The sequence below is a fragment of the Dyadobacter koreensis genome, assembly GCF_900108855.1.
In the GTDB taxonomy this organism is placed as follows: domain Bacteria; phylum Bacteroidota; class Bacteroidia; order Cytophagales; family Spirosomataceae; genus Dyadobacter; species Dyadobacter koreensis.
In genome coordinates this window covers 112,743-138,433 of the sequence record NZ_FNXY01000008.1, presented here as the reverse complement: position 1 = coordinate 138,433, position 25,691 = coordinate 112,743, and the positions used below count along the sequence as shown (strand labels likewise).

The following is a 25,691-nucleotide window of genomic DNA, read 5'->3' as shown; positions in this document are numbered from 1 at the left end:
CTAAACGGTATATGAACCGAGAATTCGTTTGATATATTTTCCAAGAATATCAAATTCAAGATTGACCGTGTCACCTTCCTGCAACTGATGAAAATTGGTAAAAGAATAAGTATAGGGAATAATGGCCACCCGAAATGAATTAGCCTCAGAATTAAAAACTGTTAAGCTGACGCCATTAATGCAAATCGATCCTTTTTCGACAGTCATATTTCCCAGTGACGCGTCATATTCAAAATCAAAAAGCCAGCTGCCATCGCGCTCTTCAACACGCTTGCATATTGCCGTTTGATCCACATGCCCTTGAACAATGTGTCCGTCAAAACGGCCATTCGCTGGCATACACCTTTCAAGATTTGCTTTGCTCCCTTCTTTTAGCTGACCCAGATTTGTTTTGTTTAAAGTTTCCTCGATCGCCGTCACCTGGTATGTATCTTCTTTAATGGATACGACTGTTAGACAAACGCCATTATGATTCAGGCTCTGATCGATTTTCAATTCAGGAGTCAAGGTTGAACGTAATGTGAAAGTTTTGTTAGTGCCTTCCGTTTCAACTTTTAGAACCTCTCCTATGGTTTCAACAATTCCTGTAAACATTCTGCTAAAATGAATTAATTTTCAACGTAAATGTACAACTTCTTTGGAGACCTTTTTTAGGTGGACTTGCTGATTGGTATTATTTAGTTTGTGAATGTCTTTTAATCGTTTTTAGATGGAATAAGTGTTAGAAACTTAGAAGAATTGTATAAAATTAAAACTAATAAAATAGTATCACTTTAAGCATAGTAGGATAAACCTTTACTAAAAGAATTAGCTATCCTGACTTTGTACCGATTTCAGGAGGTCTTAATTCTTTGGGAAAGGGGATATATTTTAATTTCCAAAACTTCTTAGAATATGGGACTTCAAGATTGTCGAAATTTCCAGTTTTATGACCACAATATGCACTAACTACACAATTGGCACATTTATTCGCATTCCTCTTGGACACATCAAAATCAGTAATTCCTGATATTAAGAATTTTCTTAACTCCTCAAATACTGATGTAATATGAGATCGAGTTACCGAAGATTTTATTATTTTTTTAACATAGCACGCATGTATATTTATGCTTCCATCACCATAAAAGTTGTATTTCCAGTATACAAGATATCCATATTGAATGTCAAAATCAGATATACCATGTAAATAAGACACTGTTTGATTAATGTGATTTAGATGAAATGAAGTTGGATCATCCTCATCATCATCGCACTGATACTGGAATTTTTCTTCGACTACAAAATATTTATCATTTTCACTTAAGAAAATATAGTCAGGTTGTCCTACATAATTCCCCTTGGAGCTCTTAAAGTATATTTTTTCTTCGCCTTTACCATCTTTGTAATGACCACTAAATACCATTGCGGATTTTTTTAGATCCTCAAAAAAAAACATATTCTGTTGTTTAATAAACTGATCTAAAATGGAGCGTTCATTCAATTCACCACTTTTAGTGTTTGAATATTTAAATGTTGAAATAATAGGGCTAATCTCATGTTGTTCAGTTCCTTTAATTGCTGATTCATTTTTTGGTAGATAATAAGTTTTAGAAATTGCAAAACTTGCTTTACAATAAGTAAAATTTGATAAGTCCGTTGCCGAAATATATTTCGTAGCAAAGGGTTTAAGCTCGACTTCAAGACTCCTTTTTAAATTATATTCATATAATAGGGAATCAATAATATATCCACTTTTTGAGTGAAAAAGCCGAAATGTCATATACATCAATAGAAAGTCATCATCTAAGAATCCTAATCTATTTATAAGATATTGTTGAAATATACTTCTCTTGTTTATTTCTTCCACTGTTAATACAAATTTATAATCAACTTGTGTTGTTACACATTCCCAATATCAACAAAATTACTCTATCAATACTAAGCAGCCACCGCAGTTTCTTTTAATTTAAACGCTAGTTTACGAACTTCGTGGCGGATAACAGGCAGCGGCCTTTTTCCTTTACCCCAATTTGTATCAAATCGTTTGAGCCTTAGTATCCTATTTTAATGAAAAAAGTATTATTTATTGATCGCGACGGAACGATTATCGTCGAGCCACCAACAGACTTCCAGGTTGATTCACTTGAAAAACTGGAATTTTTACCAAAAGCAATTTCCAATCTTCGAAAAATAGCAGAAGAGACCGATTATGAATTGGTTATGGTTACTAACCAGGACGGACTTGGAACAGGTTCTTTTCCGGAAGACACCTTTTGGCCGGCGCAAAATAAAATGCTTCAAACATTAAAAGGAGAAAACATCGAGTTTACGGCGGTACACATCGACAGAAGTTTTCCGGAAGACAACCTGCCAACAAGAAAGCCCGGAATCGGCATGCTGACCTCCTATTTCTCTGAGGAATATGATCTCGCTAACAGTTATGTAATCGGAGATCGTCTTACGGATGTTCAACTGGCGGTAAATCTGGGTTCGAAAGCAATATTTATTGGTTCGGAACTTGCGAAAGATGGTGTATCACAAGAAATGAAATCAGCCGTCTCGTATGTTTCAACGGACTGGGACGCTATTTATGAACACCTGAAATTACCGGCGAGAACGGCCTCAGTACAAAGAAATACGAAAGAAACCCAGATTACGATTGACCTGAATCTTGACGGGAGCGGAAGATCTGAAATTCATACCGGACTTGGATTTTTTGACCATATGCTTGACCAATTGGCAAGACATTCCGGAGCTGACCTGACAATTCATGTAGAAGGTGATCTTCATATCGATGAACATCATACGATTGAAGACACGGCACTGGCTTTGGGTGAGGCTTATCGAATTGCTATCGGAGACAAACGTGGGATCAGTCGCTACGGATTTTTATTACCGATGGATGAAGCGCTGGCACAGGTTGCAATCGATTTTTCTGGCCGCCCATGGATTGTATGGGATGCCGAATTCAAGAGAGAAAAAATTGGAGAAATGCCGACAGAGATGTTCTTCCATTTTTTTAAATCTTTTTCTGATACTTCGTTATCAAACCTGAATATCAAAGTTGAAGGCCAAAATGAGCATCATAAAATCGAATCGATCTTTAAGGGTTTTGCGAAAGCAATTAAAATGGCTGTTCGCCGCGACCTGAAAGCGCTTGATTTTATGCCCTCTACCAAAGGAGTTTTATAATTTTTTAGAGGAAGCTGGTCAGGCATTTACTTTTTTTCTTTAATTTTGTTCATATTCAATTACGCTTAATCAGATATTATTATGTTCATGACGATTATAATGATAGTTTTTTATGTGGTTCTGTTGGGGTCAGCGTTTCTGGTTGGACGCTGGTTAGAGAATCACGAAAAAAGCTATAAGCCTTGATATAAAAGGGAGTTTTTCAAACTCCCTTTTTTTATATCGAAGCGTCCAAAATTTGGCAAAAAAATATCAATTCGATAAATTTGGTATACCAATGGGACACTTCGAACGTTTAAGCGGTAATCTCTGTTGATTTATTTAACCATCATTGTCTGTAAGTTTTGCTAAAAACACTTTGTCTGATATTGCTAACGACCTTTCTCATCTGTAAAGCCACAGATGCTGCTAGTCTTCTGTTGGCAAAGGAAAAGGCAAAAGTTATATGTGATTCAGGCACTTGCGATAATGAAAATACCGAAGAAGCTGAAAAAATGATAGACGATCAGTTATTGGTCGATCATCGCGTTTCTCTACATCACTCTACGGCGGCGGTTGTTCTTCAAACTGCTTTTTCGTATACCGTAGGTTTTGAAAATGAGATTTATAGAAATCTCCTATCTCCCCCACCCGAATTAAGCTAAGTTTCTTATCGATTTAACGCGCTGACATTCTTTAAATGTCGGTAAGGTTTATGCCTTCTTCCAGATCGGCATCAGTCTTCTTTTTCAGCTCCATGCTGTAACTTTTTCAACGATAATTACTTAGACAATCATGAACAGTTCATATCATCAGCTTTTCGACAACAATAAAAAATGGGTCGAGCAAACAAAAAAACGTAGCCCGGATTTTTTTAACAATCTAGCGGCAGGCCAGTCGCCACAGTTTTTATGGATCGGCTGTTCCGACAGCCGGGTGCCGGCAAATGAGATTACAGGAACATTTCCAGGAGATATATTCGTACATAGAAATATTGCGAATATGGTAATACACACAGACATTAGCATGTTAAGTGTATTAGATTACGCTGTCAACGTTTTAAAAGTAAAACACATTATTGTTTGCGGTCATTATGGTTGCGGCGGCGTCAATGCGGCTATGGGGCACAAACAGGTAGGTCTGATTGACAATTGGCTTCGTCATATCAAAGACGTATATCGCTTGCATAAAGATGAATTGAATGCCATCGAAGATCCAGGTAAAAAAAGCGACCGGCTCGTTGAACTGAACGTTCAGGAACAGGTTTATGGCTTAACCAAAACTTCGATCGTACAGAATGCCTGGGCAAATGGAAAATCACTTCAGGTTCATGGAATTGTTTACGATGTAAAAGACGGCGTTCTGACAGACCTTGGACTGACAATCGAGAATAACGAAGACATCGAAGATGTTTATCGTATGGAAACTGAGGTTCTGTAATTTTAAGCTATAAAATAAACGTTTTTTATTCTTCGAATAATCTCTATGTCAGCTAATAAGAATAATCTGTTCTCAAATCTTAAATACGATTTCCCAGCAGGATTGGTCGTTTATCTGGTTGCGCTGCCGCTTTGTCTGGGTGTAGCTCTGGCATCGACCGGACGGCCTGATCTATTGTTTTCGGGAATAATTTCCGGTGTGATCGGAGGAATCGTTATAGGTAGTTTGAGCGGCTCCTCGCTTGGCGTATCAGGCCCGGCTGCCGGACTTGTCGTGATTGTGTTGACTGCCATTGAAACACTTGGCAGTTTCGAGGCCTTTTTGCTTGCCGTCGTACTGGCAGGCGCAATACAACTTCTTGCCGGATTTTTAAATGCTGGGATTATCGGTTATTATTTTCCGTCCTCTGTCATAAAGGGAATGTTGGCAGCTATCGGGATAACGCTGATCTTAAAGGAAATACCTCACGCATTCGGTTACGATGCTGACTTCATGGGCGATGAAGCTTTTAGTCAGAAAGACGGCCAGAATACGTTTACCGAGGTATTTAATGCAATCAGGTATAGCAGTACCGGTGCTATCATCATTTCGGCCATTTCACTTGGACTCCTCCTCCTGTTCGACAGACCTTTCATGAAAAGAATTCAGCTCTTCAAGTTTTTACCTGGCGCGCTGTTCGTAGTTCTGATCGGAATTGTCTTAAACGCGGTGTTTATCAATTTCTTTCCCTCGATTGCGCTGAGCGGTGAACATCTGGTTCAGCTTCCGGTAGCGTCTAGCGCATCTGAGTTTATCAGTTTCTTCAAATCTCCGGATTTTACCGCAATCAACAAAGTCGAAGTATATACTGTGGCCTTTACACTCGCCATTGTAGCCAGCCTTGAAACTTTACTTTCAGTTGAAGCTACCGACAAACTTGATCCATATAAACGTAATACACCAACCAACCGTGAATTGAAGGCACAGGGAATCGGTAATATGGTTTCCGGACTAATCGGCGGATTACCAATTACACAGGTAATCGTCCGTAGCTCTGCCAATATTGAATCAGGGGCGAGAACAAAAATGGGAACCATAACACATGGTTCGATTTTACTTCTTTCCGCTATTTTTATACCAAAATTCCTGAATTATATCCCTCTGGCGTCTTTAGCGGCGGTGTTGTTATTGGTAGGTTATAAATTATCAAAAGTCCAGCTTTACAGCGGTATGTACAAGTTAGGCAAGGAGCAGTTTATCCCTTTTATTGTAACAATTATTGCCATTTTAAGCACTGACTTATTGAAGGGGATTGCAATCGGTATGGTAGTTGCGATATATTTTATTCTGAGAAAGAACTACAAACATTCTTACCACTACAAGAAAGAAGAATATAAAGACGGAGACATCATCACGATCGTTCTTTCCGAGGAAGTTACATTTCTGAACAAGGGAAGCATAGGGCATACGTTAGACCATCTGCCCGAAAATTCGAAGGTGATTATTGATGGCTCCAAGTCGATGAGTATAGACTATGACGTTCTTGAAATTATCCAGGAATTTAGAAAACATGGCGCTCCGGCAAAAAATATAATTGTAGAAACCAGAGGTATTGAGTCCGTTGCTTCGGTTGGCGGACACTAAATCGAGAACTTCGTTACAAACTAAAAATCCCCGCAAAAGACTAGTCAATTGCGGGGATTATTTTTTGCAGAATACTTTATTCGTTAGATTTTTGCTCTTTCCTTTGTTTCAGACGCTGAATAAGCATATCGTTAAATGTTCGCTCTGCTTTGTACAACTCAATAACCTGACTCGCGGAAATAACCTTTAAAAATCGATTTTGGTATTCTTTTTCAAGGTCAAGCTCTTTTTGTTTAAGCTCTTGAACTTCCTTTAAATTATTCAAAACCTGATCATCTGTTTTACCTTCGGCTTTCTTATCATTGATAATTTTGCGCTGTGCCCGATGAATGTCTTTTCTCTTCTGAGAATACTCATTATAAACCGGCCAAAAACCTGTGGCTTGTTCAGGCGATAAATTCAGTCTATTGGTAATAATCGCAATTTTAGCATCCTGAATTTTCTGCATTTCCTCTCCCGACGGACGCTGCGCCAAAGCCGTGGCTGTTGAAAAGAGCGTAAACAGCAACATTAAACTCAATATCTTAACGTTGGTTTTCTTTTGTAATGGGTTCATTTCTTTTAGGTCATTAAATGTCAAATTTTTTCGGAGGCGGAACCTGATTCAATAATTTGCTGGCGGATAAAATCTTCGTCCAAACCATCGAGATAATACATAACAGTCGAATCTGTATCGAAAGCTTTCTGCACCACCTGATGTTCGCTCAAATCATAGTAACTGATATTCTGATCTTCCAGATACGTCACAATGGAAGCGTCGCTGATTGAACTAAGCGGTTCCTGTCCAAGGGATCCCTGACGTTCCGGGAAAGTTACCCACACCATAACAAGTAAAAAACTCATTGCAGCCACCAAGCCGGCAGACCTCTGCCAGTTCCATTGAATTAATGGCTTACGAGCAACTTCATTAGGTATTCTCGACTGAATGATTTGGGGTAAATTTTCAAAATAGCCATCAGGTACTGCAAAAGGCGTTTCCTTTTTTAGATCATCTAACCGTATGTGCTTTTTGTCCATGACTATACGTGTTTCTTTGTCTTACTAATCTTTGACTTAATGACTTACAAATGGTTTAATCTGTTTCGTTTAAAAAGTCTTCTATTTTTTTAACAGCCCAATGGTAAGATGCTTTCAACGCTCCGACCGATGTTCCCGTAATCTCTGATATCTCTTCATAAGGCAACTCTTCGTAATATTTCAAATTGAATACAAGTCGCTGTTTTTCAGGCAATTTTAATAATGCCTTTTGCAATTTAAGCTGGATTGCATCTCCACTTATCAACGGATCTGCTTCCAGTTTTTCGCTTAATTCGTTTTCAACATCATAAATTGGCACAAAGAAACGTTTTCGTTTTTTATTCAAAAAATTAATTGCTTCGTTGCTTGCTATACGATACAGCCAGGTATAAAACTTAGAATCTCCTCTAAAATTTTCCAATGCGGTCCACGCCTTGATAAATACATCCTGGGTTATATCGTTAGCATCATCATGGTCGACCACCATTTTGCGTACCAGCCAATAGACTTTTTGCTGATACTTGCGCACCAGTTGATTGAAAGCGTTTCTCCGCGTTTCGGGATTTTCAAATAATGCTAATAATTCTTCGTCAGACATTTATACTCAGTCCTAGTCTGATTGTTTGATAAAAGGGTTAAACCTAAAACGATCTTTACCTTTTCAAAATACAATGGTGGTTATTGATCTCTCTAAAAATCAATAATAGTTTATTTTTTTGTTCAGGGCAAATAAAATTCGAGTCTTGTACATAAGTAGAATGTTATCTTACTTATATACAAGACTCAAAGGTATTCCGGTTCCAATGGTAAGTTTAAATTACCCTATGACCGATATTATTTTTTCTTAGCGATTGCACGTTTGGCAGCTGCAACGATGTCCGCAGCTGTCAGACCGTACTTTTCCATCAATTGAGCAGGTGTTCCACTTTCTCCGAAACTGTCATTTACGGCAACATATTCCTGAGGAACAAGGTCATTTTTCACGATTACCTGTGCAACACTGTCTCCTAGTCCACCGATGCGGTTATGCTCTTCAGCAGTAACAGCGCAACGAGTTTTTGCAATTGATTTCAGAATTGCTTCTTCATCAAGCGGTTTGATTGTATGGATATTGATAATTTCGGCGCTGATACCTTCCGCTTCCAACTGCTCACCAGCCTGGATCGCTTCCCAAACCATATGGCCTGTGGCAAAGATACTAACATCCGTTCCTTCGTTTACCATCCATGCTTTTCCAATTTCAAATACCTGGTCAGCGTCTGTGAAAATTGGAATAACCGGACGACCAAAACGTAAATACACAGGCCCGTCGTAATCCGCGATCGCGATCGTTGCAGCTTTTGTCTGGTTGTAATCGCAAGGATTGATTACCGTCATACCAGGAAGCATTTTCATCATCCCGATATCTTCAAGGATCTGGTGGGTTGCACCATCTTCTCCCAAAGTAAGACCTGCGTGAGAAGCACAAATTTTCACGTTTTTACCAGAATAAGCAACGCTCTGACGGATTTGGTCATAAACACGGCCCGTAGCGAAGTTGGCAAAAGTTGTTGCAAAAGGAATTTTACCACCGATAGTCAAACCAGCTGAAACACTGATCATGTTTGCCTCTGAGATACCACACTGAACAAATCTTTCAGGATTTTCTTTGATGAAAGGTTCCAGTTTCAAAGAACCAACAAGGTCAGCACAAAGTGCAACCACGTTTGGATTCTTCTGTCCAAGTTCATGCATCCCGGCGCCAAAGCCCGAACGGGTATCCTTTTTTTCGGTGAAGGTGTATTTTTTCATTATGAATGTTTTCTAATATTTATCAAATAAATGGACATCAACGGGTAAGTTATCAGGATCTGCAATCTCAATAATCCCCCATCGACTCTTCCAACTGCGCCAATGCTGCTGCCAATTGTTCGTCGTTTGGCGCAACACCGTGCCATTTGTGGCTTCCCATCATGAAGTCAACACCATAACCCATTCCGGTATGAAGAAGAATCATAATTGGTTTCGCATGTCCGGCTTTGCTTTTCGCTTCGTAAAGTGCCTTTACAACAGCAGCCATATCGTTTCCTTCTTCCACTTCCATTACTTCCCAACCGAATGCTTCGTATTTTGCACCAAGATCACGGTTGTCCATAACTTTTGCTGTCGGACCGTCAATTTGCTGACCGTTTAAGTCTATGATCGCAATCAGGTTGTCAACTTTGTGGTGAGGCGCAAACATAGCCGCTTCCCAAACTTGGCCTTCCTGCTGCTCGCCATCGCCCATCAGGACGTAAACAAGACTATCATCTTTGTTCAATTTCTTAGAAAGTGCCGCACCAATTGCAACAGACATTCCTTGTCCTAATGAACCGGAAGCGATACGAATACCTTCCAGATGCTCATGTGGAGTCGGGTGTCCCTGAAGTCTGGAATTCAACTTACGGAATGTTGCCAGTTCAGGTACAGGGAAATAGCCTTTACGAGCCAAAACACTGTACAACAACGGAGAAATGTGACCATTTGAAAGGAAGAAAAGATCTTCTCCTTTTCCATCCATGTCAAAAACGGGTTTACCGTCTTCTTCTTTTAATTTCATGCGTTCGAAATACAACGCAACTAACAGATCTGTGCAACCCAGAGATCCTCCCGGGTGTCCCGACTGGCAACCATGTACCATGCGAACGATATCCCGACGAACTTGTGCTGCAACTTTTTCTAATTGTTCAATTTCCATTTCTCGATTATTATTTTTTATTGGAGCGTAATACAGCTGGATTAAACTTCCGCTATCCCGATCATGATATGGATCATGCAAAGAGAGGCGAATTACGGATTAAAAATTATTAATAGTTGACTTTTAATTAGTCATTTTTACTCAAAATTTGATCAGTATGGTTCTTTGTATCCACTTTCTGAATAATCTCGGAAATAATCCCGTTTTCATCTATGACGAAAGTTGTACGTGCTGTCCCCATATAAGTTCTGCCATACATGCTTTTTTCTACCCAAACCCCATATGCTTCTACAATCGTATGATCAGTATCAGCTAACAATGGAAATGGCAGATCAAACTTCTTGATAAATTTCTGGTGCGACTTTTCATCATCCACACTGACTCCCAGAACTGTGTAACCCTTACTTAAAAGTGAATCGTAATTATCACGAAGATTACATGCCTGAGCCGTACAGCCCGGGGTATCGTCTTTTGGATAAAAATAAAGAATTACTTTTTTACCTTTGAAATCGGAAAGTTTTACTTCGTTTCCGCTCTGGTCTTTTGCCAAAATTTCCGGAGCGGGATCACCCGTCTGAAGTGCCATAATTATTTTCGTTTTCGTTTTTTAGGTGCGATCACCGGTTCAACTAAATCAGTTTGCAAGATAGTACTATTTCCGGCGCCATCTGTCACTTCAAGTGTTAGTTCTCCCTCGAAAAGTTGTGTTTCATCCAGTTTCTCCGACCATATCAATCCGGTCTTGGCTTCATAGTTCATCAAAATCCACTGATCATTGATCAATGCAGTGAAACGATCGATACCAGACATCCCGTCGCCAATATAAGCCCGGACTCTTTTTTTACTATGCTCAACCAGTCGCACCCTTGGCGGAATAGTGTCTTTCTGGATCACAAACGTGCCCAGCTCTTTTGTTTTAAAAGTGATCTCGTCTCCTTTCCACACTCCGCCCAGATAGCGGTAACTGTAACCTGTATAGCGATAAATTCCGCTTCTGTCCTTATTTGCCGGAGTTTCTTCCGGTCTGAACGTAATCGTTATGTTGTCACGAAGCGGTGTGCCTTTGTCATTAACTGTCAAGGCATTATAATTTTGCTGACCTGTAATATACAACGTATCAAACAAACTTGTCTCCTGAAAATCGATCGACCAACGGTTGCCTTTATAGCTGGCAATTCTGCCCGGAGAGATTTTAGCGCGCAGGTAAGTTCTTGCCATTGTGTTACCAATCTGAACCGAATCCGGCATATATTCCCTTAAATCAGCAAGAAAAACAGCCGACTCGTTTTCATACAAATCAGGAGACTTTTTTACCTCTTTTCCATCGACATAAAAAGTTGCCAGAGGCAATGGACTTCTGTAATATTTAGCCCTGACTTTCAAAGTATTTCCACTAATTTCAGTCTGAATCCATTCTGGTTTCACTTCGGTATCGTAAAGCGGCAACGGCTGACTTTCTGTTTCTCCTTTAATCTTAAAAACTAAAACAGAAGAATTTTCGTAAGAATCAAAAACTTTGATCTTCACCTGATGAACAAGGGTATCTGCAATAAAAATTTTGCCTTTATAAGCGCCTGTTTTGTATAGATTAAACACATTTCCGTCAGGAACATAACATTTTAAATAGCGCTGCCCTGTTTCCTGTTCTGTTTCGTAATCGATCAGGTTGTTATAGTCACGGGTTGCCGCATTCGGAAAAATTTCCATGTTGTATGCGAAAACTTCATTGTCATCCATCTTGATTTCAATGCACTGCAAGCCATATCGAAAACCAGTTCCCGTCATCATATCATGTGCCATCAATTCCAGACCAATCATTCCTGATGCGGTAATCGTTGCCGGAATTACGAACGTTCCGTCTTTTTGACGAACCGGAGAATAGGCTTGTCTGTCGAACTTACCATTGACACGTCCATTAATATCCAAAGGACGAACAGCGAGAGCTACAAACTTAGGCGGCGTAACGTCTTTGATCTCATTAAAACCAAAGAAAAGCGGATTCAGATAATTGTCCCTGGAATCCCGGATTTCAAAATGCAAATGCGGTCCCGCCGAACCACCGGTATTTCCTGACAGTGCAATCAGTTCTCCTTTTCTGAAAGCATATTTTCCTGGTTCAGGAAAAAGGTCAATTTCGAATGTCTGCTTTTTATATTGCTCGTTACGGACGTAGGCTGCCAGAGAATCACTGAACTTCTGCAAATGCCCATAAACTGTCGTTTGTCCATTGGGATGCCGCAAATAAATCACATTGCCATATCCTGACCGCTGCACGGCAACTTTAAAAACATAACCTTCCGCTGCTGCATATACAGGCAGACCTTCCACTTGCTGTGTCCGGATATCTACGCCTGCATGAAAATGATTGGTGCGTAAATCTCCCAAACCGCCCGCCAAAGAATTTGACAGACCCGGCCGGATCGGAAACTGATAATATCCTTTGGGATATGATTGTTTCTGAGCCGAAGCGGGAGAAATTATGCCTGAAAATAAAAAGAATAAGAAACCGGTCCGTAAGATCGCCAGATGATTATTTAACATGCAAAATGAGTCTGATAAATTAACTTTTTCCCTACTTCACTCCCAACTCCAAAAGTTTTTTACCTTCTATGTATGCCGTCAAACGATCCCCGATTTGCACAGGTCCGACACCTTTCGGCGTTCCAGTAAATATCAGATCTCCTTTTTTCAACATAAAATATTTTGAGACAAATGAGATCAGATAATTGATACGATATAACATCATGGAAGAATTCCCGCTCTGGCGCGTTTCGCCGTTCAGTTCCAGGCTAAAATTGATATTCTGAATATCTTCAAATTCGGAAATCGGGACAAATTCAGATACTGGGGCAGAACCGTTAAATGCTTTTGCAAGCTCCCAGGGCAAGCCTTTGCCTTTTAGTTCAGATTGTAAATCGCGGGCCGTAAAATCAATTCCAACACCGATTTCATCGTAATATTTATGAGCGAATCGCTCTTCAATGTTCTTGCCAACACGGTTTATTTTAACAACCAATTCAACTTCGTAGTGAACATCTTTTGAAAAATCAGGATAGAAAAAAGGCTCTCCTGCACGGATCTGAGCGGTTTCCGGCTTCAGGAAAATAACCGGCGCATCTGGACGGGCATTATTAAGTTCTTCAATATGATCCGCGTAATTACGGCCTACACAAATAATTTTCATTAAAAATGATTTGAGATTTATAGATAGTGGTATCAGAAATTATTCAATAAATAAATCTGGTCAATGACAAAACTACTGACAAAGCGCGCAGTCACATAATATTTCGGTCATTTTTTAATATTGTCAAAGATGGATAAAATTTGAAGCTCAACTAATTATGTAATTCTTTCGCGCCATTTCCTGAATCGATCCTACAATTTTTGTTGAAAGTAGCGTTATTTGTATAGGTGAAGTCATTATATCAAGTAACATTTTGTGAAATAATACGTCTTCACAGTGACATTCCTGGCTGTGCCGTTTAGTTAATCAACAAAAAGTAATTCATGAAGAAGCAGATTTCCTTTTCTTTCATTTCAACGATTTGCCTTTTCGTCTTATCCTTTATACTATTTTCCTGCGATACCTTACGAAAAAGTCCTGCCCCAACAGCTCAAAAGCGGAAACCACCAACAACTGCCAATAGAAGACCGGCAACACCCGCAGGCCGGCGCCCCGCCACGGCAGCACGAACTGCACCTGCCAAACCAACCTACACCCGTCCAGCCGGAAATTATTCCAAAGAAATTCCACAGGTCGTTGAAGTCGCCCGAACCTATTCCGGCACTCCTTACCGATCTGGTGGTAATGATAAAAATGGAATAGACTGCTCTGGACTTATCTGTTCCGTTTATTCTGAAATTGGAATAAAAGTGCCCCGAATATCCTGGCAACAGTCTGAATTCGGGACAGAAGTTGGAAGTATTGAAGAAATAAGAGCGGGTGACTGGTTGTTTTTTGTGCCCGAAGCTGGCAAAGAAGGTTACGTGTCCCATGCAGGAATTGTTACGGATGTACGCAACCAAGACGAGATTTTTTTCATCCATGCTTCAACATCCCGGGGTGTCCGCGAAGACAATCTGTTTTCTACATATTTTAAAGGAAGATTTGTGAAGGCGATGCGCCCTTTTTGAAATAATCATTAAGAAATTAATCAAGTAGTAGTACCTTACCTATATCTTTTAAGTACATCATTAACAGTATCTTAAAATTTACTCTCAACTACCCGAAACGCTTCAACCTCCTTTCTAAGCATGGAAACGACAATAGATCCGCCAGCAAATCCCCCCGGTCGGGTCATAGCGCTGCATCACGGAAACGATAAGATCCCGCCTTATATTTATGCGACTGTTTTTTCTTCGTTTTGTGTTATTACAGGACTTATCTGGGACATTTGCTGGCACCTGAGCATCGGTCGCGACGGTCTCCTGTCGCCACCGCATTTGATCATTTATTTGGGTGCCATAGTATCCGGATTGTTTTCAGGATATGAAATTTTAAGAATTACCTTTCTTGGAAAACCAGTTGAAAAATCAAAAAGCGTAAAAGTCTGGGGATTTTTTTACAGCTCTCTCGGAGCTTTATTTTGTGTTTGGGGCGCACTCGCGATGCTGACTTCCGCTCCTTTCGACGATTGGTGGCATAATACCTACGGACTCGATGTAACAATCCTTTCTCCGCCTCATACTGTTCTCGCACTTGGTATCATCAGCGTCCAGTTCGGCGCGATGATCAGTGTTATCTCATTGAAAAACCAGACCAGACATTTTTTTAGCGACAATCCTGCGAGAAAAAAAGTTAGAAATAAAATACTTTTCTGGTTGTTTTCTCTTTCTGCCGGCTTTTTACTTACCATGTGGTATACCTTGCTTTCAGAAGAAATGGGAAGCAGAAATACGCACACATCGGATTTTTATGTTGTCGCCTGTGTAGTTTTCCCATTTTTCCTGATGGCGCTGGGAAAAGCTGTAAAACATAGATGGACCATTACTGCCGTCGCGGGAACATATACATTGCTGATGTTGCTGACACTCTGGATTATTCCGCTTTTTCCGGCAGAGCCAAAACTTGGTCCGATCATTAATCACATTGACCATTATCAGGGATTTAAATTTCCACTGCTGCTCATTGTGCCTGCAATTTTCACCGATATTCTGAGAAACAAATTCGCATATCTAAATGACTGGTTATTAGCACTGATTTTAGCAACGGCCTTTCTTCTTACTTTTTTCGTCGTGCAATGGCCATTCGGTACATTTCTGGTTGAATCTCCGTATGCCAGAAATTGGGTTTTCGGCAGTCATTACTGGTATTTTGGAAGTAATCCAAACTGGGAATTTCGCTATAAATTTCCACCGTGGGGGCTGGAAACAACGCCTGAACTTGTAAAAGGTTTGGCAATAGCCTGGGTAAGCTGCCTGATATCTACACGAATCGGATTGAAATGGGGAAACTGGATGAACAAAATTCAACGATGAAAAATTTACTATACGTTATCGTCATCCTGCTGGTTTCGACCAGAATTTCTGTTGCGCATGTCGGTAGCTCCGGCGTACTGATGCAAGGACAGGCCGGACCTTATAAAGTCTTGATTGACGTAAAACCGCCTGATGTTATTCCGGGAACTGCCAAAATCAGTGTTTTTGTAGAAACCGGGACTCCCGGAAAAATATTGGTACGTCCGATCTATTTTCGCTCGGGAGATCAGGGAGCGCCTTCGTCGGATGAAATTTTTTCAGTGCCCAACCAGCCGGGGCAATTTCAGGGTGACGTCTGGTTAATGCAAAGCGGTTCTTCGAGTGTTCAGATTAAAATTTCAGGAAAAGAAGGCGACGGTGAATTTATTGTTCCCATTGTAGCGGTTTCAACTGCGCAAAGAGAAATGCCGAAGGAACTTGGAATTGGACTTTCGATTCTTGGACTTCTTTTGTTCTTATTGATGGTCACAGCAATCGGAGCCAGTGTGAGCGATGGCTTATTACGTCCGGGAGAAGTTTTGTCTTTGAAACAAAAACGTAAAAGATGGATAAACATGGGCATCGCGACATTGGTATGCGCATTGATACTGTATGGAGGAAGCAGTTGGTGGAATAGCTGGGCAGAGAATTACAAAGAATTTATGTATAAACCTTTACGAGGAATTTCCAGCATCCGAAAAGAAGATAATCAGCGGATTTTTGAATTAAAAATTGATACTACTGACTGGTTGGAAAGAAAAAGAGGATCTTTATTAAGCACGCTAATTCCTGATCATGGAAAATTAATGCACGTGTTTCTGGTTCGTACGCCGAATATGGATGCTTTCGCACATATGCATCCTGAACGCGTCGACAGTACAACTTTTCAATCCTATCTCCCGAATTTACCCAAAGGAAAATATCTCGTCTATGCAGACATTGTACAGTATTCAGGCTTTGCCGAAACGATTGTTGACACAGTCGATATTCCTGAACATGCGTTGAATTCTGCTGATTTAAAAAGGACAGCCGAAGAAGATACTTATGTTGTTACGGATCCGATCAATGCGCCGGGACAAATACCGATGGATGAAAATGTTGTGATCTGCGGTAAACCAGGAACGAAAACCGTTTTTAAAGACAGTTCTTACGCGATCTGGGAAGGGAAACCTAATCGCCCTCTCGAAGCAGGAAAACCATATTTATTAAATTTTGAAGTATTTAATCCGGACGGTACACCAACTTTTCCGGAACCTTATCTCGGGATGATGGGACATGTTGCCGTTTTCCGGTCGGATGGTTCAGTTTATATTCACTTGCACCCAACCGGGACCTTTGCGATGGCAGCCGAACAAACGCTCAAAAACAGATTAACAGATACCACAAAACTGATCGGCAGGCCACCGGCTGTCTTATTTAAAGATAGTATCGACCGCTATCTTGCCAAATTAAAAGCAATGTCCACGATCGAACGTGAGGAAACGCTGATGACGGAAATGGGAATGTATAAGCAAGATGGCGGATCCATGAATGGAATGGAGCACGGTAACCGAATTTCCTTCCCTTACTCTTTCCCCAAAAAAGGACGTTACCGGATTTTTCTGCAAGTGAAAAGAAATGGTCAGGTTTTAACGGGCGCATTTGATGCGCAGGTAACCGACTCAACAACTTTATAGATTTCTGGCAAATCAAAAGAAGTCAACTTTTCACTGAGAAAAGCTGACTTCTTTTGCTTTGCAAATTTCAATTTCTTTTCAGAACAAATCTGCAATTTTCTCAAACGAAAGTTCAGAATAGTCATTGATATAAAAACTGCACGTCGGCAATTCGTCTTCGGTATGGGAAGTCAGCACACCAACTACTTTCATTCCAGCATTTAATCCGGCAGAAACACCTGAAAAGGAATCTTCAAAAACGACGCATTGATCCGGCTTGACGCCGAGATTTTTAGCAGAGGTAAGATATACTTCCGGATCAGGCTTGTGTTTTTTCACATTTTCACTTGCCAGAATGGACCCCATTTTTTGTCGTAATGGCACTTTACTCATAATCAATTCGAGATTGGCCAGCGGCGCAGAGGTTGCAACACCGAGTTTTACACCATTTTTATATAAGTCATCAATAAAGGAAATAATGCCTTTAATCGGATCAATATGAGGCTCGTAAATTTTTCTGAACAAACTTTCTTTTTCATCTTCCAGCAAACGAAGCTCATCGCCTTCAATTGTTCTTTGCAAGAAATGAGTTAGGATGTAACTATTGCTTTTCCCGAACATATGCTGAGCAAATTCCTCGTCGGTCGGAGCCAGGTTCCGGGTCGAAAAAAACGCACGAAAAGCCATGGAGTGGTAAGGGTTGGTATGGACAATGACACCGTCCATATCGAAAATGACTGCAATTTCTTTTTTCATTCTGAAAATTTAACGACCAAAAACTAAAACAATAATAGAAATTACTTCGTCAACAACTTCACGAAGTAAATCAAATACTTTGATTTTTTGATTGTAGAAATACTTGTAAATAAATTTGTGCCGTTTAAATCGAAATTAAGCACATATCATAGTTTATCGCAAAAAAATTGCTAATAGCGTTGCCGATTTATCGATATAACTTTTTAATTTAGCCCTGATATGTTTGTAATATCTGACAATCTCATTTTCTACAATTATATAATAATCAGCGGAATAACAATTAGGTTTTCTTTATTACAACTTTTCTGAATTATACCTTACCCTATCCGCAAAATCAGCGTTATATGAACGAACTTGAACGTTTAAATGACAATTCCGGTCATCCATCTGTGGCTAAACAAACAGGGCCAATGACGTCGCTGGAAGTTTACGACAAATATGGCGCTATGGCCTATGGAATTATTTTGCAGATTATTCCTCAGCCAAACTTAGCCCAGGAAGTATTGGTCAATGTTTTTTCCTCACCGCTGTTACAGTCTTGTAACAGTTACCCTTTTACTTTCGCAGCTTGCGTTATAAAGTTGGCCCGGTCTAAGGCGGTGGAGGCCAAAAGAAAATTGATGACAATCGGTTCTTTCAGTGCTGATGGAGTTCACAAAGAACAGGAAACAACACCGGAGCTAATTTTTGACCTTGCTTTTCGTCAGGGTTTTTCTCCGGAAGAAGTTGCTGAAAAGTTAAACATCTCGAAGTCAGATGTGCTAAAAGCTTTTCATGAATTTTTCAAATCCTTTCCTCACGCTTAATTTATACAAACTTTGAATACGCAGGATTTTATAGAAAGTGGTGTTTTGGAATCTTACCTCTTGGGTTTCGCCACGGAGGAAGAACAACATGAGATTAATCAGCAAATCCTGACCAGCTCAGAATTTTCAGAGTATGTCGTGGAATTTGAAAGAAATGCCCAGAGATATTTTCTTCAAAATGCAGTGCCACCACCGCCGGCTACCAGAGAAATTATTCAGCTTCGTGCCAGCAAAACAGATATTGAAAAAGCAGGAAAGCATACCTATTATGATATTCCCCGAACAGAACAAAAGAAGGAAGAATATCTGAACGTTGAAGTAAACGATACATATATCAAAGTCCACAAATGGTGGCGCCCCGCTTTTATCGCGGTTTTTGTTTTATCGAAAGTATTTTTGATCGCAGGTTTATATTATTATTTTAAATCAGCCAGTCAGGAGAAAGAAATCGAAAAACTGAGAACAGAAATTTCACTACCGAGACGTTGATAATAATGCCAATAAAAAATCCCTGCAATCAGAATGTCTGATTGCAGGGATTTTTGCTGTATTTATTATGATCTATTTCAAAAAAGCGCGTAACATCCAGGCCATTTTTTCATGCTCACGAAGTAAACCGGTTACGTAATCACTCGATCCCAAATCTTTGTATGTGTCCGCAAATTCAGTAATCAGTGTCCGCAAAATTCGGATGATCGTTTCATGGTCATTCAAAAGATTATTCAATTGTTCTTTTGGCTCCACGGTATATTCCGGTTCAAGCAAATCCGTAAGTTTCAAAATATCGACCAGACGGGCTTCTGAATAATGTCCGATTGCACGGATACGTTCGGCAATATCGTCCAGAATTACCTGGATCTGCTCATATTGACCTTCAAATAATTTATGTAATTCGAAGAAATTCATCCCACCGATGTTCCAATGATAATTGCGCGTTTTGGTATAAAGTACAAATTCATTCGCTAATAATTTGTTCAGCTGAAATGCAACAGCTTCTGTGTTACTGTCTGAAATCCCGATGTTCGTTTTCATTCGCTTTGTGATAAGTGATAAGATAATGCTCGATTTCGATACCCGTAAACCGTCTATTTTACAACAAGAATATCGACTATGCAGTTTACATATTTATCAAAAAGATTGCTAAATAATTGATAAAATATAGCTCAAATCCCGGGTCAGCCGGCAGCTTATTGTCTGATAGATATTTCATATACAATGTTGTCTTTCACAATTTCAATCACCAACTTGCGATCTCTATCAATTAATCCAATTTTGCATGTTTCCCTTTCGAATCGGACAAGGTTATGACGTTCACCAATTAGTTGAAGATCGCCCATTTTGGCTTGGGGGTATATTAATTCCACATACACATGGAGCAAAAGGTCACTCGGATGCAGACGTAGTTTGTCACGTATTATGTGACGCCCTGCTTGGAGCTGCCAATATGCGGAATATAGGGTATCATTTTTCAGATACTGATCCTCAGTGGAAAGGCGTCGACAGCAAGGTGTTGTTAGCAAAAGTCTTGGAAATGATCCGAGAGAAAGGTTTCGAAGTGGGTAATGTTGATGTTACTATCGTATTGCAACGTCCGAAACTGAATCCTCATATTCCGGAAATGAAAACTTGCTTAGCGGCAGTGATGAAAGTTTCCGAAGAAGATATTTCTATAAAAGCGACCACTTCCGAGCATCTGGGTTTCGTGGGAAGAGAAGAAGGAATTGCGGCGCACTGCGTCGCGTTGATTTATCGTCCGGAAAAATAATCGTCAAGATAAATAGTTTAGTAAACATAAGAGCCGCGCCAATCCAGTTTCCAACCTGCGGTATAATCCGCCTCAAAACATTTGCTATGAACTTATCCAGACCTTCACTCCTATTTTTTCTATCAGTTGCCAGTGTTTTAATTTGCTGTTCGCGGAAAGCATTTGCACAGGAGATTCCTCAGCCTTTGGGTTTTGAAGAATATGATCCGGTTTCAACTTTAAAAGTTGAAGAGCATAAGATCAGACGGGCAAAATTTCCGTTTATTGATGTTCATAACCATCAATATCAGATGCCAACGCAGGATTTGAAAGCACTGGTCGCTCAAATGGATAGCCTGAATATGGGTATCATGATCAACCTCAGCGGACGGGGATGGTCGCAGGAATGGAGCGAAGGAACTGCAACATTGAAAGGTTCTCTTGAAAATATAGCGAAAAACGAACCGAAGCGTATCGCCTTGTTTACTAACCTTCAATTTAAAGGATTTGGAGAAAAAGACTGGACTGAAAAAGCAGTAAAACAGTTGGAGGCCGACATTAAAATGGGTGCCAGAGGATTAAAAATCTATAAAAATCTGGGTTTCAGCGGTATTAAAGATGATAAGGGAAACCGGGTTGCTGTGAATGATTCAAGACTTGGTCCTATCTGGAAAAAATGCGGTGAATTAAAAATTCCGGTATTGATCCATACCGCGGACGTTCCTTCTTTCTGGGACCCGATGGATCGTTACAACGAACGCTGGCTTGAATTAAAGACACACCCGGGCCGTCGCCGCGGCGCAAATGACCCTGTTCCATTTGATTCACTAATTGCGGAGCAGCATTATATTTTTAAAAATAATCCGAAAACGACATTTATTAATGCGCATATGGGCTGGTATCCTAATAATCTAAAAAAGCTGGACAGCCTGATGACAGCCTTGCCAAATATGTACGTTGAAATTGGTGCCGTGATCGCCGAACTGGGACGCCAGCCAAGAGCTGCGAAAAAGTTTTTTGATAAATGGCAGGACCGGGTTCTTTTTGGAAAAGACAGCTGGGTGCCTTCTGAATACAGTACCTACTTCCGGGTTTTGGAAACCGAAGATGAATATTTCCCCTATCACAAAAAATACCACGCTTTCTGGCGTATGTACGGCATGGGACTTTCGGACGAAGTTTTAAAAAAACTATATTATAAAAACGCGTTAACGATCATTCCAGGATTAGATAAGTCACTATTTCCGAAATGATTTTTTGAATACCTGACAAAATTCCCGGTTACAAGAAAAAGACAGGCTTGCCAGATAAACGCTGACAAGCCTGTTTCATAAATAATTGATACCTGCGATGAATACTATTTAAATGCCTTCGCCTCTTTCACGATCGACTTGTACTCCGCCTTTTCCAAAGCTTTTTTATAGTATTCTTTTGCTTTATTTTTATTCCCGGCGCGGTTAGCAATCCGTGCCAGTCCGGCATAAGACATTGCATAATATTCGCGGGTATACTGGTCGTCATGCGGTGTCCGCAAAGCTGCCAGATAAGATTTTTGCGCTGCGCTATCGTTTTTCACATCCTTTTCATAAATAATCCCCTGAAAAGTATTGTAAGCAACCGGATAAAATCCTTTTGTGTTTGCTTTCAGCATATTCATGCCTTTCTCCGCCTGGTCGAATTTCCCGGTAAGCAGCAAAGCTTCTGTGTTAACCATATTGAATATCTGATTCTTGGGATACCAGTCGACAAGTTTTTGAGAGTAACTCTGCGCTTTTGCAAAGTTCGTTTCGTGCTCCAGATAAATATGAGACAGATAAAAACAAGCTTCCGCTCTGGTGATAACTCCATGACGTGTAGCTATGTCAACTTGTTTTAATCCCAAAGCTTTATCACCATTTTTAAAGAAAATCATCAACGGCTTCACCATTGCGTGATCTTCGGGATATAGCTCAACATAATAATTATACATCCCGGATGTGAAATAAAACTCCGGATTTTTTTCAGTTAATTTCAGACCGGTGATCAGCGCGTTGTATGCTTTTTTGGCTTCCCCCGCAGCGCTCATCAATTCTCCGTTATAATTGTACATCATCGCGATGTAGCCACGTGCGACAATGGTATAAAAAACCGCTTCGGGATCGGTGCTGTTCTTGCCATATTTCTTCGTAATGGCGTCCAGACATTGATTCAGCTTGGCGACATATTCCTTGGATTTTGTCGGATTATCCTTAATCGGTAGATATTGCCAGTACATTACGAAAGAATCCAGAATATAGGAAACCGGGTGATTAGGGTATTTTTTTTCTACCTGATTCAAAATGGCATTCGCTTCTGCATATTCGTAATTATAAATATGATCCAGTCCTTTTTGAATTAATTTGAGAGAAGCCGCGTCGTTCAACAACTGGGCTTCGGAAGGTTTTGAAGAAATAAAAAACAGAACGAATAATAAAATGCAACGCAACGTAAATTTCATGACTATCAAGTATAACGGTGTAAATGGTTTGGTGGAGTCCCACCTGAGCATTAGCTTTGTTTATAACCACAAAACCTGCGTACAGGTTTCTCCTGTTTTTGTTTATTTTGAGGAGACAACCTCAGTTACTATTTATTGACATACTTATGATTCGCTACGAGCACTTTACGCTAGACAATGGTCTGAAAATATATGTTCATGAAGATTTCTCGACGCCGATGGCGGCGGTTAATATTTTATATAATGTAGGATCGCGGGATGAAGATGAGGAACGTACCGGTTTTGCGCATCTTTTTGAGCATTTGATGTTTGGAGGGTCAAAAAATATTCCAAACTATGACATCCCGGTCCAGACCGTAGGAGGCGAAAATAATGCCTTCACATCACCTGATATCACAAATTATTATATCACACTTCCAGCCGATAATGTTGAAACAGCTTTTTGGCTGGAATCCGACAGAATGTTAAGTTTGTCTTTTGATCCAAATGTGCTGGAAGTTCAGCGTAAAGTGGTGATTGAAGAGTTCAAACAGCGATATCTGAACCAACCCTACGGCGATATGTGGCTAAAACTGCGACCGCTTGCTTATCAGAAACATCCTTACCGCTGGGCGACAATTGGAAAAGATATCGAACATATCGAACGTGCTACTATGGAAGATGTTCAGGATTTTTTCTTCCGTTTTTACAGACCGAATAATGCTGTTATGGTTGTAGCGGGTGCCGTAAAATTGGAGCAGATAAAACAATTGGCAAAAAAATGGTTTGCCGGAATCCCTGCCGGAGCACCTTATGTTCGCAACATCCCAAAAGAACCCAGACAGACCGTAGCCCGTCACATGGAAACTTCCGCGGCTGTTCCTTTGAACTCACTTATTAAAGTTTTCCATATGCCGGGTCGTTATGAAGACCAATTTTATGCGTCCGATTTGTTAAGTGATATTTTGGGAAGAGGAAAATCATCGCGACTTTATCAGGCTCTGTTGAAAGATAAACCACTTTTCAACAGTATCAGCGCAAGCACTACATCTTCGCTGGATCCTGGCCTTCTTCTGATTAAGGGAAATCTGAACCCAGGTGTCACACTGGAAGAAGCTGATGATGCGGTTAAATATCTGCTGAGTAAAATCGTTGCGACAGGTGCCACGGACGAAGAAGTGACAAAAGTAAAAAACCAGACTGAGGCGACATTGGCATTCTCGGAAGTCGAGCTTTTGAATCGTGCAATGAACCTTGCATTTGCTGCGAACGCGGGAAATGTGGACTGGGCAAACGATGATGCGGAAATTATCAGGAATATGAAATCGGAAGATTTGCACGAGGCTGCGAAAAATATTCTGCGACCGGAAAATGCATCGACGCTTTATTACCGTGCCGAAGAAAGTGTTTAACTAGTTACCTGCCAGAAATTATCTGAACCGGAGTATTTCTGGCAATTTTTTCTACTTCTAATTTAAACAGCTGGTTAATGACATTACCACAAACTTATTTACAAACAGGCTGGGGCGATTCTGTTGACGACGTCGACATGGAAGACGTAAGCTGGGCGATCTCTGAGACGATCGAAATGGATGACGAACATGGTGTCTTCTGGGTTGGAATCTTTGTCGGGGATTTTGAAGTTACACTGGAAGCAAAAAAAGACCTCACCGTTACCGGTATTTTCAATGAAGATGAGGATGAAAACGTCGAGGCAAAATTCGCAAACTGGATTGAAATAGAAGAGTTATATAAAGTTTTTCTGACAAAAGATTTTGATCAGGTGCGGGCAACGCTCAAAGCCAGATAGTTTTTTAACGATTATTTAAGAAAGTAAACATTGACTTCCGGATGCATGGTATACATCCGGAAATTTTTTCCATCATTTACCAAAATGCCGCTGGACTTATTATCTTTCAAAATTGGGTTCGCTCCATACTTTTTCCAGTGAATCAAATCCTTTGATACCGCCACATTTGTTGTCCATTCCCGCCAGTCTTTAAAAGCAGATGCATGATAGTAAGCGTAGTATGAACCTTTGTATTTGATTACCTGATTAAACGCGACTGCAAATTGATCATAAGCTTCCGGCCCGGAATTGAGCACAGGCTCGTCCTGCACATTTGTCCAAATCTTCAGATCTTTTGATGTGGCCAGCCAGACATCTGCATCATTTCTTTCGTAAAACAAATACCAGGTACCACTTTCTTTCCATACCGTTGGAGTACCATAAGGCCCCTTTGAAATCGGATTACCATTTTTCAAACGAATATCCAATGCCCCTTTGTCTTCCCAATGGATCCTGTCCTTGGAAGTTAACAGGCGCGCAATGTCGTCTTTACTTTCCGCGAACATGTAATAAACCCCATCAGATTTCCAGACGAAAACATCTTCAACCCAATTAGCTTTATAAATAGGATTTTCAGGATAACGTGTCCATTTCAAGCCGTCCGACGAAGTTGCTAGACCCAGATATTTCATCTGTTTCCCCGTTCTTTTAGTATATCCGGTATACCACATGTAGTAGGTATTTTCTTCTTTCAAAATAAATCCTCTCTCCCGAATCTGCTCGTCCCAAGTCGTTGAATCGGCAGTTCCTTTAAATAGCGGATTATCTTTGTAAGGTTTAAAGTTTACGATTTCGGATGGAAAATCGTTTATATTTTTTAGTCCCGATGGAGCAATCCATCCAACATACAGTAGTGCAGTCGAAAGAAGGAAATAATACTTTTTATTCATCATGGATATTAGCCTTTTTCGAATAAATCATTGGCATTGCTAGTTTTTGTAAATTAGTACCTATTTTTTACTAATTCAGGCTATCAAAATTCGTAAATGATCATTATCGAATGGAACACTCAAACCGTGAATT

27 protein-coding genes are annotated in these 25,691 nt (G+C 40.2%); 13 read left to right on the top strand and 14 right to left on the bottom strand.

Annotated features, from left to right (window positions below; genetic code table 11):
- On the bottom strand, positions 1-594 hold the full coding sequence (locus BMY70_RS23980) for a riboflavin synthase (protein WP_090339195.1): 594 nt from the start codon (positions 592-594) through the stop codon (positions 1-3).
- Between the two features lie 217 nt (positions 595-811).
- On the bottom strand, positions 812-1,846 hold the full coding sequence (locus tag BMY70_RS23975; RefSeq protein WP_090339189.1) for a PD-(D/E)XK nuclease family protein: 1,035 nt from the start codon (positions 1,844-1,846) through the stop codon (positions 812-814).
- Between the two features lie 200 nt (positions 1,847-2,046).
- Between BMY70_RS23975 and hisB the strand changes: the two genes are divergently transcribed.
- The 4 genes from hisB (at position 2,047) to BMY70_RS23955 (ending at position 6,213) form a co-directional block, all read left to right on the top strand.
- Entirely contained in the window at positions 2,047-3,171 is a 1,125-nt protein-coding gene (gene hisB, locus BMY70_RS23970; RefSeq protein WP_090339187.1) for a bifunctional histidinol-phosphatase/imidazoleglycerol-phosphate dehydratase HisB, read from the top strand.
- A 368-nt stretch (positions 3,172-3,539) separates the two neighbouring features.
- Complete coding sequence (locus BMY70_RS23965; protein ID WP_229209753.1) at positions 3,540-3,815, top strand: hypothetical protein; 276 nt, start codon at positions 3,540-3,542, stop codon at positions 3,813-3,815.
- A gap of 130 nt (positions 3,816-3,945) precedes the next feature.
- Entirely contained in the window at positions 3,946-4,590 is a 645-nt protein-coding gene (gene can / locus BMY70_RS23960) for a carbonate dehydratase (protein WP_090339181.1), read from the top strand.
- A 45-nt stretch (positions 4,591-4,635) separates the two neighbouring features.
- Positions 4,636-6,213 (top strand): SulP family inorganic anion transporter, encoded by a 1,578-nt coding sequence (locus tag BMY70_RS23955; protein WP_090339179.1) that lies wholly within the window; start codon positions 4,636-4,638, stop codon positions 6,211-6,213.
- 76 nt (positions 6,214-6,289) lie between these two features.
- Here BMY70_RS23955 and BMY70_RS23950 read toward each other — a convergent pair whose 3' ends face one another.
- The 8 genes from BMY70_RS23950 to BMY70_RS23915 form a co-directional block, all read right to left on the bottom strand.
- A complete protein-coding gene (locus BMY70_RS23950; RefSeq protein WP_229209752.1) occupies positions 6,290-6,769 on the bottom strand; it encodes a hypothetical protein in 480 nt (159 codons plus the stop codon).
- A 20-nt stretch (positions 6,770-6,789) separates the two neighbouring features.
- Positions 6,790-7,230: a hypothetical protein gene (locus BMY70_RS23945; protein WP_090339174.1), complete on the bottom strand. Its 441-nt coding sequence runs from the start codon at positions 7,228-7,230 to the stop codon at positions 6,790-6,792.
- Positions 7,231-7,285: 55 nt separating this feature from the next.
- Complete coding sequence (locus tag BMY70_RS23940; RefSeq protein ID WP_090339171.1) at positions 7,286-7,828, bottom strand: RNA polymerase sigma factor; 543 nt, start codon at positions 7,826-7,828, stop codon at positions 7,286-7,288.
- A gap of 236 nt (positions 7,829-8,064) precedes the next feature.
- Positions 8,065-9,021, bottom strand: a complete 957-nt coding sequence (locus BMY70_RS23935) for a transketolase family protein (RefSeq protein ID WP_090339168.1) — start codon at positions 9,019-9,021, stop codon at positions 8,065-8,067.
- Positions 9,022-9,088: 67 nt separating this feature from the next.
- On the bottom strand, positions 9,089-9,946 hold the full coding sequence (locus BMY70_RS23930) for a transketolase (protein WP_090339166.1): 858 nt from the start codon (positions 9,944-9,946) through the stop codon (positions 9,089-9,091).
- Between the two features lie 127 nt (positions 9,947-10,073).
- Positions 10,074-10,532: a thioredoxin-dependent thiol peroxidase gene (gene bcp / locus BMY70_RS23925; RefSeq protein ID WP_090339164.1), complete on the bottom strand. Its 459-nt coding sequence runs from the start codon at positions 10,530-10,532 to the stop codon at positions 10,074-10,076.
- A 2-nt stretch (positions 10,533-10,534) separates the two neighbouring features.
- Entirely contained in the window at positions 10,535-12,487 is a 1,953-nt protein-coding gene (locus BMY70_RS23920) for a M23 family metallopeptidase (RefSeq protein ID WP_090339161.1), read from the bottom strand.
- A 31-nt stretch (positions 12,488-12,518) separates the two neighbouring features.
- Positions 12,519-13,130 (bottom strand): fumarylacetoacetate hydrolase family protein, encoded by a 612-nt coding sequence (locus tag BMY70_RS23915; protein ID WP_090339158.1) that lies wholly within the window; start codon positions 13,128-13,130, stop codon positions 12,519-12,521.
- A 323-nt stretch (positions 13,131-13,453) separates the two neighbouring features.
- Between BMY70_RS23915 and BMY70_RS23910 the strand changes: the two genes are divergently transcribed.
- The 3 genes from BMY70_RS23910 (at position 13,454) to BMY70_RS23900 (ending at position 17,079) form a co-directional block, all read left to right on the top strand.
- Positions 13,454-14,080 carry a C40 family peptidase gene (locus BMY70_RS23910; protein ID WP_090339155.1) on the top strand — a complete coding sequence of 209 codons (627 nt, stop codon included), beginning with the start codon at positions 13,454-13,456 and terminating at the stop codon, positions 14,078-14,080.
- A 120-nt stretch (positions 14,081-14,200) separates the two neighbouring features.
- Positions 14,201-15,424: a hypothetical protein gene (locus tag BMY70_RS23905; protein WP_229209751.1), complete on the top strand. Its 1,224-nt coding sequence runs from the start codon at positions 14,201-14,203 to the stop codon at positions 15,422-15,424.
- Complete coding sequence (locus BMY70_RS23900) at positions 15,421-17,079, top strand: DUF8832 domain-containing protein (RefSeq protein ID WP_090339154.1); 1,659 nt, start codon at positions 15,421-15,423, stop codon at positions 17,077-17,079. The genes BMY70_RS23905 and BMY70_RS23900 overlap by 4 nt, the downstream gene beginning before the upstream one ends.
- Positions 17,080-17,157: 78 nt before the next feature.
- Here the strand turns inward: BMY70_RS23900 and BMY70_RS23895 are convergent, their stop codons facing one another.
- A complete protein-coding gene (locus BMY70_RS23895) occupies positions 17,158-17,814 on the bottom strand; it encodes an HAD family hydrolase (protein ID WP_090339151.1) in 657 nt (218 codons plus the stop codon).
- Positions 17,815-18,158: 344 nt separating this feature from the next.
- Between BMY70_RS23895 and BMY70_RS23890 the strand changes: the two genes are divergently transcribed.
- Positions 18,159-18,620 (top strand): hypothetical protein, encoded by a 462-nt coding sequence (locus BMY70_RS23890; protein ID WP_090339148.1) that lies wholly within the window; start codon positions 18,159-18,161, stop codon positions 18,618-18,620.
- Between the two features lie 12 nt (positions 18,621-18,632).
- A complete protein-coding gene (locus tag BMY70_RS23885; protein WP_090339145.1) occupies positions 18,633-19,109 on the top strand; it encodes a hypothetical protein in 477 nt (158 codons plus the stop codon).
- A 72-nt stretch (positions 19,110-19,181) separates the two neighbouring features.
- Here the strand turns inward: BMY70_RS23885 and BMY70_RS23880 are convergent, their stop codons facing one another.
- Positions 19,182-19,652, bottom strand: a complete 471-nt coding sequence (locus BMY70_RS23880; RefSeq protein WP_090339142.1) for a Dps family protein — start codon at positions 19,650-19,652, stop codon at positions 19,182-19,184.
- A 244-nt stretch (positions 19,653-19,896) separates the two neighbouring features.
- Between BMY70_RS23880 and ispF the strand changes: the two genes are divergently transcribed.
- Positions 19,897-20,385 carry a 2-C-methyl-D-erythritol 2,4-cyclodiphosphate synthase gene (gene ispF, locus BMY70_RS23875; protein WP_090339139.1) on the top strand — a complete coding sequence of 163 codons (489 nt, stop codon included), beginning with the start codon at positions 19,897-19,899 and terminating at the stop codon, positions 20,383-20,385.
- 86 nt (positions 20,386-20,471) lie between these two features.
- Entirely contained in the window at positions 20,472-21,617 is a 1,146-nt protein-coding gene (locus tag BMY70_RS23870; RefSeq protein WP_090339136.1) for an amidohydrolase family protein, read from the top strand.
- 104 nt (positions 21,618-21,721) lie between these two features.
- Here BMY70_RS23870 and BMY70_RS23865 read toward each other — a convergent pair whose 3' ends face one another.
- Positions 21,722-22,840 (bottom strand): tetratricopeptide repeat protein, encoded by a 1,119-nt coding sequence (locus BMY70_RS23865; protein WP_090339133.1) that lies wholly within the window; start codon positions 22,838-22,840, stop codon positions 21,722-21,724.
- Between the two features lie 146 nt (positions 22,841-22,986).
- On the opposite strand from BMY70_RS23865, the gene BMY70_RS23860 reads away from it, so the two are divergent.
- Complete coding sequence (locus tag BMY70_RS23860) at positions 22,987-24,231, top strand: M16 family metallopeptidase (RefSeq protein WP_090339130.1); 1,245 nt, start codon at positions 22,987-22,989, stop codon at positions 24,229-24,231.
- 77 nt (positions 24,232-24,308) lie between these two features.
- Complete coding sequence (locus BMY70_RS23855; protein ID WP_090339129.1) at positions 24,309-24,629, top strand: hypothetical protein; 321 nt, start codon at positions 24,309-24,311, stop codon at positions 24,627-24,629.
- Between the two features lie 11 nt (positions 24,630-24,640).
- Here the strand turns inward: BMY70_RS23855 and BMY70_RS23850 are convergent, their stop codons facing one another.
- The gene (locus tag BMY70_RS23850; RefSeq protein ID WP_090339127.1) at positions 24,641-25,561 is read right to left on the bottom strand and encodes a glycoside hydrolase family protein; all 921 of its coding nucleotides are present in this window, start codon (positions 25,559-25,561) and stop codon (positions 24,641-24,643) included.
- Positions 25,562-25,691: the final 130 nt, after the last annotated feature.

Excerpts from the sequence above, each read along its gene's own strand:
- BMY70_RS23980 (WP_090339195.1), bottom strand. The coding sequence starts at position 594 with ATGTTTACAGGAATTGTTGAAACCATAGGAGAGGTTCTAAAAGTTGAA.
- hisB (WP_090339187.1), top strand. The coding sequence starts at position 2,047 with ATGAAAAAAGTATTATTTATTGATCGCGACGGAACGATTATCGTCGAG.
- can (WP_090339181.1), top strand. The coding sequence starts at position 3,946 with ATGAACAGTTCATATCATCAGCTTTTCGACAACAATAAAAAATGGGTC.
- BMY70_RS23955 (WP_090339179.1), top strand. The coding sequence starts at position 4,636 with ATGTCAGCTAATAAGAATAATCTGTTCTCAAATCTTAAATACGATTTC.
- BMY70_RS23950 (WP_229209752.1), bottom strand. The coding sequence starts at position 6,769 with ATGAACCCATTACAAAAGAAAACCAACGTTAAGATATTGAGTTTAATG.
- BMY70_RS23945 (WP_090339174.1), bottom strand. The coding sequence starts at position 7,230 with ATGGACAAAAAGCACATACGGTTAGATGATCTAAAAAAGGAAACGCCT.
- BMY70_RS23940 (WP_090339171.1), bottom strand. The coding sequence starts at position 7,828 with ATGTCTGACGAAGAATTATTAGCATTATTTGAAAATCCCGAAACGCGG.
- BMY70_RS23935 (WP_090339168.1), bottom strand. The coding sequence starts at position 9,021 with ATGAAAAAATACACCTTCACCGAAAAAAAGGATACCCGTTCGGGCTTT.
- BMY70_RS23930 (WP_090339166.1), bottom strand. The coding sequence starts at position 9,946 with ATGGAAATTGAACAATTAGAAAAAGTTGCAGCACAAGTTCGTCGGGAT.
- bcp (WP_090339164.1), bottom strand. The coding sequence starts at position 10,532 with ATGGCACTTCAGACGGGTGATCCCGCTCCGGAAATTTTGGCAAAAGAC.
- BMY70_RS23920 (WP_090339161.1), bottom strand. The coding sequence starts at position 12,487 with ATGTTAAATAATCATCTGGCGATCTTACGGACCGGTTTCTTATTCTTT.
- BMY70_RS23915 (WP_090339158.1), bottom strand. The coding sequence starts at position 13,130 with ATGAAAATTATTTGTGTAGGCCGTAATTACGCGGATCATATTGAAGAA.
- BMY70_RS23910 (WP_090339155.1), top strand. The coding sequence starts at position 13,454 with ATGAAGAAGCAGATTTCCTTTTCTTTCATTTCAACGATTTGCCTTTTC.
- BMY70_RS23905 (WP_229209751.1), top strand. The coding sequence starts at position 14,201 with ATGGAAACGACAATAGATCCGCCAGCAAATCCCCCCGGTCGGGTCATA.
- BMY70_RS23900 (WP_090339154.1), top strand. The coding sequence starts at position 15,421 with ATGAAAAATTTACTATACGTTATCGTCATCCTGCTGGTTTCGACCAGA.
- BMY70_RS23895 (WP_090339151.1), bottom strand. The coding sequence starts at position 17,814 with ATGAAAAAAGAAATTGCAGTCATTTTCGATATGGACGGTGTCATTGTC.
- BMY70_RS23890 (WP_090339148.1), top strand. The coding sequence starts at position 18,159 with ATGAACGAACTTGAACGTTTAAATGACAATTCCGGTCATCCATCTGTG.
- BMY70_RS23880 (WP_090339142.1), bottom strand. The coding sequence starts at position 19,652 with ATGAAAACGAACATCGGGATTTCAGACAGTAACACAGAAGCTGTTGCA.
- ispF (WP_090339139.1), top strand. The coding sequence starts at position 19,897 with ATGTTTCCCTTTCGAATCGGACAAGGTTATGACGTTCACCAATTAGTT.
- BMY70_RS23870 (WP_090339136.1), top strand. The coding sequence starts at position 20,472 with ATGAACTTATCCAGACCTTCACTCCTATTTTTTCTATCAGTTGCCAGT.
- BMY70_RS23865 (WP_090339133.1), bottom strand. The coding sequence starts at position 22,840 with ATGAAATTTACGTTGCGTTGCATTTTATTATTCGTTCTGTTTTTTATT.
- BMY70_RS23860 (WP_090339130.1), top strand. The coding sequence starts at position 22,987 with ATGATTCGCTACGAGCACTTTACGCTAGACAATGGTCTGAAAATATAT.
- BMY70_RS23855 (WP_090339129.1), top strand. The coding sequence starts at position 24,309 with ATGACATTACCACAAACTTATTTACAAACAGGCTGGGGCGATTCTGTT.
- BMY70_RS23850 (WP_090339127.1), bottom strand. The coding sequence starts at position 25,561 with ATGATGAATAAAAAGTATTATTTCCTTCTTTCGACTGCACTACTGTAT.